Source organism: Streptosporangium sp. NPDC006013 (genome assembly GCF_040614275.1).
Taxonomy (GTDB): Bacteria; Actinomycetota; Actinomycetes; order Streptosporangiales; family Streptosporangiaceae; genus Streptosporangium.
The window spans coordinates 1-6575 of record NZ_JBEXUE010000527.1 but is presented as its reverse complement, the minus strand read 5'-3'; the positions used below and the strand labels follow the sequence as shown (position 1 = coordinate 6575).

The following is a 6575-nucleotide window of genomic DNA, read 5'->3' as shown; positions in this document are numbered from 1 at the left end:
GCCTGCATCAACCGCGCCCGGCCCGCCACCAGCACACACGCGTCCTGGAGGGACAGCACCCCGGCCACGTGCGCCGCCGTGATCTCCCCGATCGAGTGGCCCGCCAGCACATCCGGCCGAACCCCCCACGAGGACACCAGCCGGAACAGCGCCGTCTCCACCGCGAACAGCGCCGGCTGCGCCCATCCCGTCTGATCCAGCAAGCCCGCCTCGGGCGTACCCGGCTCAGCGAACAGGACCTCGCGCACCGACCCATCGAGCAGCGGGTCAAGCTCGGCGATCACCTCATCCAACGCCTGCGCGAACACCGGGAACCGCTCATACAGCTCCCGGCCCATCCCCGCCCGCTGACTACCCTGACCGGTGAACAGGAACGCGACCTTGCCCCGCCGCGTGCTCTGCCCCAGCACAACGCCCGCACCAGACCGCCCCTCGGCCAAGGCCCGCAGCCCAGCCACGACATCCTCGCGATCACTGGCCAGCACGGCCGCCCGGTGCTCGAACGCCGACCGGGTCGTGACGAGAGAAAAGGCCATGTCGGCCAGATCGAGACCAGGCGCGCCATCGACGAACGACACCAGCCGCTCGGCCTGCGTCCGCAACGCCTCTGCCGTACGGCCCGACACCAGTACCGGCGTCACACCCGCAGTCGCAGCCGATGGGCCCCGGTCCTCCGCTCGCGCCTCGATTCCCGTGTTCTCCGGCGCCTGCTCGATGATCACGTGGGTGTTGGTGCCGCTGAGCCCGAACGACGACACCCCTGCACGCCACGGACGCTCCACCTGAGGCCAGGGCCTGGCCTCGCTCAGCAGCTCCACCGCACCCGCCGACCAGTCCACATGCGACGACGGCGCATCCACATGCAACGTCTTGGGCAGCACCCCATGCCGGAGAGCCATGACCATCTTGATCACACCCGCCACACCGGCCGCAGCCTGCGTGTGACCGATGTTCGACTTCACCGACCCCAGCAGCAACGGCCGGTCCTCCGGCCGATCCTGCCCGTACGTCGCCAGCAGGGCCTGCGCCTCGATCGGGTCACCCAACGTCGTACCCGTACCGTGACCCTCCACCACGTCCACATCAGCGGGAGTCAGACCAGCGCTGCCCAGCGCCTGGCGAATCACCCGCTGCTGCGAAGGACCGTTCGGCGCGGTGAAGCCGTTCGACGCGCCGTCCTGGTTCACCGCCGACCCGCGCAGAACCGCGAGGACCTGGTGGCCGTTGCGCTGAGCGTCCGACAACCTCTCCAGCACCAGCATGCCCACGCCCTCGGACCAGCCCGTGCCGTCCGCCGCGTCGGCGAACGCCTTGCACCGGCCGTCCGCGGCCAGCCCACCCTGGCGGGAGAACTCCACGAATGCGCCGGGGGTGGCCATAACGGTCACCCCGCCCGCCAGCGCCAGCGAGCACTCACCGCCGCGCAGCGCCTGCGCCGCCAGGTGCAACGCCACCAGGGACGACGAGCAGGCCGTGTCGACGGTCACCGCTGGGCCCTCCAGGCCCAGGGTGTACGAAAGCCGGCCGGAGGCTGCGCCCGCGCCCACGCCGGTCCCGACGTTGCCCTCGAGGTCGGCCAGCGAGTTCACCATCAGGTAGGAGTAGTCTTGACCACTCATCCCGACGAAGACCCCGGTACGGCTGCCACGCAGCCGGGCGGCGTCGATCCCGGCCCGCTCGACGGCCTCCCATGACACTTCCAGCAGCAGCCGCTGCTGCGGATCCATCGTCAAAGCCTCACGTGGCGAGATCCCGAAGAATCCAGGATCGAAGTCCGCGACGTCGCGGATGAAACCTCCCTCGCGAGTGTCGCTTCGAGCCGAATCACGACCGAACAGCATGTCGAGATCCCAGTCGCGGTCGGACGGGAAGCCCGAAATGGCGTCCCTGCCTTCGACAATCAGCCGCCACAAGTCCTCGGGCGAAGACAACCCGCCGGGGAACCGGCAGCTCATCGCCACGATGGCGATCGGCTCGGTTGTGACCGCGACCAGCTTCTGGTATTGGCGCCTCAGCCGTTCTGCTTCCTTCATGGAGGTCCGGAGCGCCTGAACAACCTGCTCACTGGGCGTATCCATCACAACCTCCGTGCATCGAGCGGGGCACCAAGGGGAGGCAGGGCGGTAGCACTGGTCTCCGCATGGTTGGAGAGAACGACTCGCGGCATGCCCGACGGGGCTCCTCACAGGAAGAAGCCGCCGAGCATGTCATACACCGGAGAATTGAAACCGATGGCGACTCGGCAAACGCCTAGTTTTGGACGGCCTGGCGAGCCGGCGGCGCCCACGGGCCAGACCCGAGAAACTAGTGATCCCCCTAATGTCGTCGCGATACCTTGCGGGCACGCTGGCGTCAAGCCACGGAAGACGTTCACGGCGATGAGGGATCCGACACTGGAGCAGACGCTTGCGCGTCATTGACTGTTCGGCAGTCCGGCTCCCGCGATGGAGGTGTGCATGATGGGCGAGAGCCGCAAGCCGCTGCTGTTCGTCAGCTCTTCGGGGGACGGGGTCTCCAATTCGTTGCGCGTGATCGCCACCGAACTGGCTCGGCGTGGCACGGAGGATCTCTGGTTCGCGGCGGACGAGGAGCGCAGGGCCGACATCGAGAAGATCGATGTGGGAACGGGCGTCCGCTTCGCCTCCCTCGGCGACCCTGTCTTGGAGTATTCCCCCAGCACGTGGGACGACGAGGTGTACCGCCAGATCGTCCAGCGGTCCCGGTGGAAGGCGCACCGCACGGTGGTGCGGCATACATTCGGCGTGGCAACGCAAGCGGAGAGTTTCTGGAAGCTCTCCGCGCTTGTCGAAGAGATCAAGCCGGCCCTCATGATCTTCGACAGCGTGAACCCCATCGCGCTCCCGGTGGCCTTCATGTGGAAGGTCCCGTACGTACTCAGCTCGCCTTTCATGCCGAGCAACCTGTTCATGACCGATACACCGCGCGGGTTCCCCATGATGCACACCGGGCTGCCCCTGAACATGTCGTTCCAGCAGCGGGTCTACAACACCTACTTCAAAACCCGGGCCGCACTGATGTTCCTGCACCCGACGATGCTGAAGCAAATTCGTGAATCCTTCGCCGCCGTGAAGTCACTCCAGCTCCCACGGAAGGAGCTGACCCATCCAGCGGCGAAGACCAACTTCGCCGAGCTCATCCTGTGCTACTCGGTGTTCGGACTGGAGTACCCGATCCCCGTTCCGGAGAAGCTGCACATGATCGGCGCCGTCATCCCGCCGTTACCGGAGGCGCAGGGCGACGACGACCTGTCCCGTTGGCTCGACGCCAACCCCTCCGTGGTCTACATGGGATTCGGCACCATCACACGGCTGACCCGCCTCGAAGTACACGCGCTGGTGGAGGTCGCCCGCCGGTTGGACGGCCGGCACGCCGTGCTGTGGAAGCTCCCGGAGAAGCAGCAGCACCTGCTACCGCCTTGGGACGACCTCCCGCCAAACCTCAGGATCGAGAGCTGGGTCCCCTCTCAACTCGATGTGCTGGCCCATCCCAACGTCAGGCTCTTCTTCAACCACGGCGGCGGCAACGCGTTCCACGAGGGTCTGTATTTCGGCAAGCCGCAGGTCATCCGGCCGCTGTGGGTCGATTGCTACGACCAGGCGGTGCGCGGCGTGGACAGCGGGGTCAGTCTCACGGTGGACGACCCGCAGACCGTCGACGTCGAAGATGTCCTCGACAAGATCACCCGAGTGCTGGACAACCCCGCTTTCCGTGAACGGGCCGAACACTTCTCCAAAGTACAGCGAGAGGCGGGGGGCGTCCGGGCAGCCGCCGATCTGATCCTGGGCAGCCCGGCGCTGAAATGATCTGACAGGTACTGCCGAAGGACGTGGCGACACTATGCCGAGTAGCGATCCGATCTCCATCGAGTTCCCGAGGCGAGGACGCGGGCAGCTCTCTCCCCCGGACGAGTACGCCTCGCTGCGGGCACAGGCGGGGCTGGTCAAGTCGGAGCTGCCCAATGGCAGCACCGTGTGGCTGGTCACGCGCCACGAGGATGTGCGCACCGTGCTCACCGACCCCCGGATCAGCGCCAGCCCCCTGCATCCGGGGTTTCCGACCATCGGGCGCAACGGGGGGGTGCCGATGCCCGACCAGATTCCGGGGTGGTTCGTCGCGTATGACCCGCCGGAACACACGCGGTTCCGCAAGGCTCTGATCCCGGAGTTCACCGTACGGCGGGTCGGTGAGCTGCGCCCGGCCGTCCAGCGGGTCGTCGACGCCAGCATCGACGCCATGCTCGCCGGCGGCACCACCGCCGATCTGGTTTCCGCGTTCGCGCTGCCGGTGCCGTCGCTGGTCATCTGCGAGTTGCTCGGCGTGCCGCCTACGGACCGCGAGCTTTTCGAGTCCAGGACACGCGTCCTGGTGACTTTCACGTCGACCGACGACGAGCGCGATGCCGCGACCAAGGACCTGCTGTTCTACATCTCCAAGCTGATCGCCATGAAGCAGCGCTTCCCCGGCAGGGACCTGACCAGCCGGCTGCTGTCCGCCGGGGTGCTGACCCCCAAGGAGATCTCCGGCGTCGCCCTGCTGCTGCTGATCGCCGGGCACGAGACGACGGCGAACAACATCGCGCTCGGCGTGGTCATGCTGATGCTGAACCGGCAGTGGATCAACGCGCCCGGGGTGGTCGAGGAGGTGCTGCGCTACCTGTCCGTCGCCGACCGGGTGGCGCTGCGCGTGGCCGTGGAGGACGTCGAGATCGGCGGGCAGCTCATCAGAGCCGGCGAGGGAATCGTGCCGCTCGGCGCCTCGGCCAACCACGACCAGGCCACGTTCGCGCACGCCGAGGAGTTCGATCCGAGCCGCTCGGCCCGCCACCACGTCGCGTTCGGGTACGGCGTGCACCAGTGTCTCGGGCAGAACCTCGTCAGGATCGAGATGGAGGCCGTCTTCGGGTCCCTGTTCCGGCGGATTCCGACCCTTGAGCTCGATATGGCGGTCGAGGACCTGCCGTTCAAGCACGACGGTGTGCTGTTCGGGCTGCACGCGCTCCCAGTCCGCTGGTGACGAGCCTGCCCGACCGTTTACCCCAGGATCAAAATAAGGAATGCCATGCGTGTCAATGTGAACGCCCAGCGCTGCGTCGGTGCCGGCCAGTGCGTGCTCATCGCCCCGGAGGTGTTCGACCAGAGCGATGAGGGAACCGTCATGGTTCTGGTCGAATCTCTGGAAGACCCGGCTCAGGCGCTCGCTCGGGAGGCCGTCCGTGCCTGCCCGTCCGGGTCCATCTCGCTGGCCGAAAGCTAAGGGGCGCCGTACCGAACGATCTGACCCGGCCGGGTGAACACACCCGGCCGGGTCATTGGCGTTGCGCGCCCACACGGGCGGGGCTCAGTGGCCTCCGCCGTCGAGGGCCGCCCGCACCAGTTCGTCGAGCCCCATCGAGTCGAGCGCGTCGCCGTCCTCGTCCTCGGTGGACGCGGCCGCCCGGTCACCGGTCAGGTGCAGCAGCGCGTCCAGCACACCGATCTCCCGCAGCCTGGCCATGGACAGCGACGCGAACAGCGCCCGGACCCGCGTCTCCTCCTCGTCGACACCCGGGACTCCGCCCGTCTCCGGCATAAGCTGCGCGATCACGTGACCGGCGAGGGCCTCCGGAGTCGGATAGTCGAAGATGAGCGTGGCCGGCAGCTTCAGCGCCGTCGTCGCCGTGAGCCGGTTGCGCAGCTCGATCGCGCTGAGCGAGTCGAAGCCGAGGTCCCGGAACGCCTGGTCGGCGCCGATCGCCTCGCGATCGGAGTGCCCTAGAACCATGGCGATCTGGCCGCGCAGCAGGTCGAGCAGCACGCCAAGCCGTTCGGAGCCGGTAAGGCCGGCCAGCCTGTCCCGCAGGGCGGACGCCGACTGCGCGGCCTCCTGCGCCGAGCCTGCCGACTCGACCAGCTCACGGTATCCCGGCAGCTCGCTCAGCAGCCGGCTGGGCCGGCCCGCCGTGTAGGAGCGGACGAACCGCTCGTGCTCGATGTCGGCGACCACGGCGACCGGTTCGCCTCCGGCGACGAGGCCGCTCAACGCGGAGACGGCCAGCTCGGGGTCCATCGGGCGCACGCCCATGCGCCGGGACGCCTCCTGCGCCGCGGCCACCTCCGCCATACCGCCGCCGGCCCAGGCACCCCACGCCACCGCCGTGGCCGCCAGCCCGCGCTCGCGCCGCCGCTCGGCCAGGCCGTCCAGCACCGCGTTGGCGGCGGCGTAGTTGCCCTGGCCGGGGCTGCCCAGCGTTCCCGCGGCGGACGAGAACAGCACGAACGCCGCCAGGTCCAGGTCTCGCGTCAGCTCGTCCAGCACGAACGCCGAGGTGACCTTGGCTCGGAACACCGTCTCGAACCGCTCCTGGGTCAGACCGTCCACCAGGCCGTCGTCGAGCACGCCCGCGGCGTGCACCACTGCGGTCAGCGGGAACTCGGCCGGGATGCCCGCCAGCACGGCGGCCAGCGCGTCCCTGTCGGCGGCATCGCAGGTAGGTGAAGAGCACCTGGCCGGGGCGCATGCGGTGGTACTCCTCCGCGATGGGCTCCTTCACCTTGAGGATCATCTCCGCCTGACCC

The 6575-nt window shown here is 68.3% G+C and carries 5 protein-coding genes and 1 pseudogene; 3 read left to right on the top strand and 3 right to left on the bottom strand.

What is annotated here, in order from left to right; translation table 11 throughout:
* Positions 1-2078: type I polyketide synthase (locus ABZ260_RS43880; RefSeq protein ID WP_355629835.1), on the bottom strand; the 2078-nt coding region annotated here is incomplete at its 3' end.
* A gap of 378 nt (positions 2079-2456) precedes the next feature.
* Between ABZ260_RS43880 and ABZ260_RS43875 the strand changes: the two genes are divergently transcribed.
* Genes ABZ260_RS43875 through ABZ260_RS43865 form a run of 3 tightly spaced genes read left to right on the top strand, consistent with a single transcriptional unit; the run spans position 2457 to position 5274 of the window.
* Positions 2457-3824: a glycosyltransferase gene (locus ABZ260_RS43875; RefSeq protein ID WP_355629832.1), complete on the top strand. Its 1368-nt coding sequence runs from the start codon at positions 2457-2459 to the stop codon at positions 3822-3824.
* A gap of 34 nt (positions 3825-3858) precedes the next feature.
* A complete protein-coding gene (locus tag ABZ260_RS43870) occupies positions 3859-5034 on the top strand; it encodes a cytochrome P450 (protein WP_355629828.1) in 1176 nt (391 codons plus the stop codon).
* Positions 5035-5079: 45 nt separating this feature from the next.
* Positions 5080-5274, top strand: coding sequence for a ferredoxin (locus ABZ260_RS43865; RefSeq protein WP_355629825.1), 195 nt, complete (start codon positions 5080-5082; stop codon positions 5272-5274).
* Positions 5275-5358: 84 nt separating this feature from the next.
* Here the strand turns inward: ABZ260_RS43865 and ABZ260_RS43860 are convergent, their stop codons facing one another.
* Both ABZ260_RS43860 and ABZ260_RS43855 read right to left on the bottom strand, forming a co-directional pair.
* A complete protein-coding gene (locus ABZ260_RS43860; protein ID WP_355629838.1) occupies positions 5359-6066 on the bottom strand; it encodes a phosphopantetheine-binding protein in 708 nt (235 codons plus the stop codon).
* A 123-nt stretch (positions 6067-6189) separates the two neighbouring features.
* Positions 6190-6575, bottom strand: a pseudogene (locus ABZ260_RS43855) (KR domain-containing protein); the annotation flags it as partial.

What these genes read in the sequence shown, in the direction of transcription:
- ABZ260_RS43875 (WP_355629832.1), top strand. Translation starts at nt 2,457, where the DNA reads ATGATGGGCGAGAGCCGCAAGCCGCTGCTGTTCGTCAGCTCTTCGGGG.
- ABZ260_RS43870 (WP_355629828.1), top strand. Translation starts at nt 3,859, where the DNA reads ATGCCGAGTAGCGATCCGATCTCCATCGAGTTCCCGAGGCGAGGACGC.
- ABZ260_RS43865 (WP_355629825.1), top strand. Translation starts at nt 5,080, where the DNA reads ATGCGTGTCAATGTGAACGCCCAGCGCTGCGTCGGTGCCGGCCAGTGC.
- ABZ260_RS43860 (WP_355629838.1), bottom strand. Translation starts at nt 6,066, where the DNA reads ATGGACCCCGAGCTGGCCGTCTCCGCGTTGAGCGGCCTCGTCGCCGGA.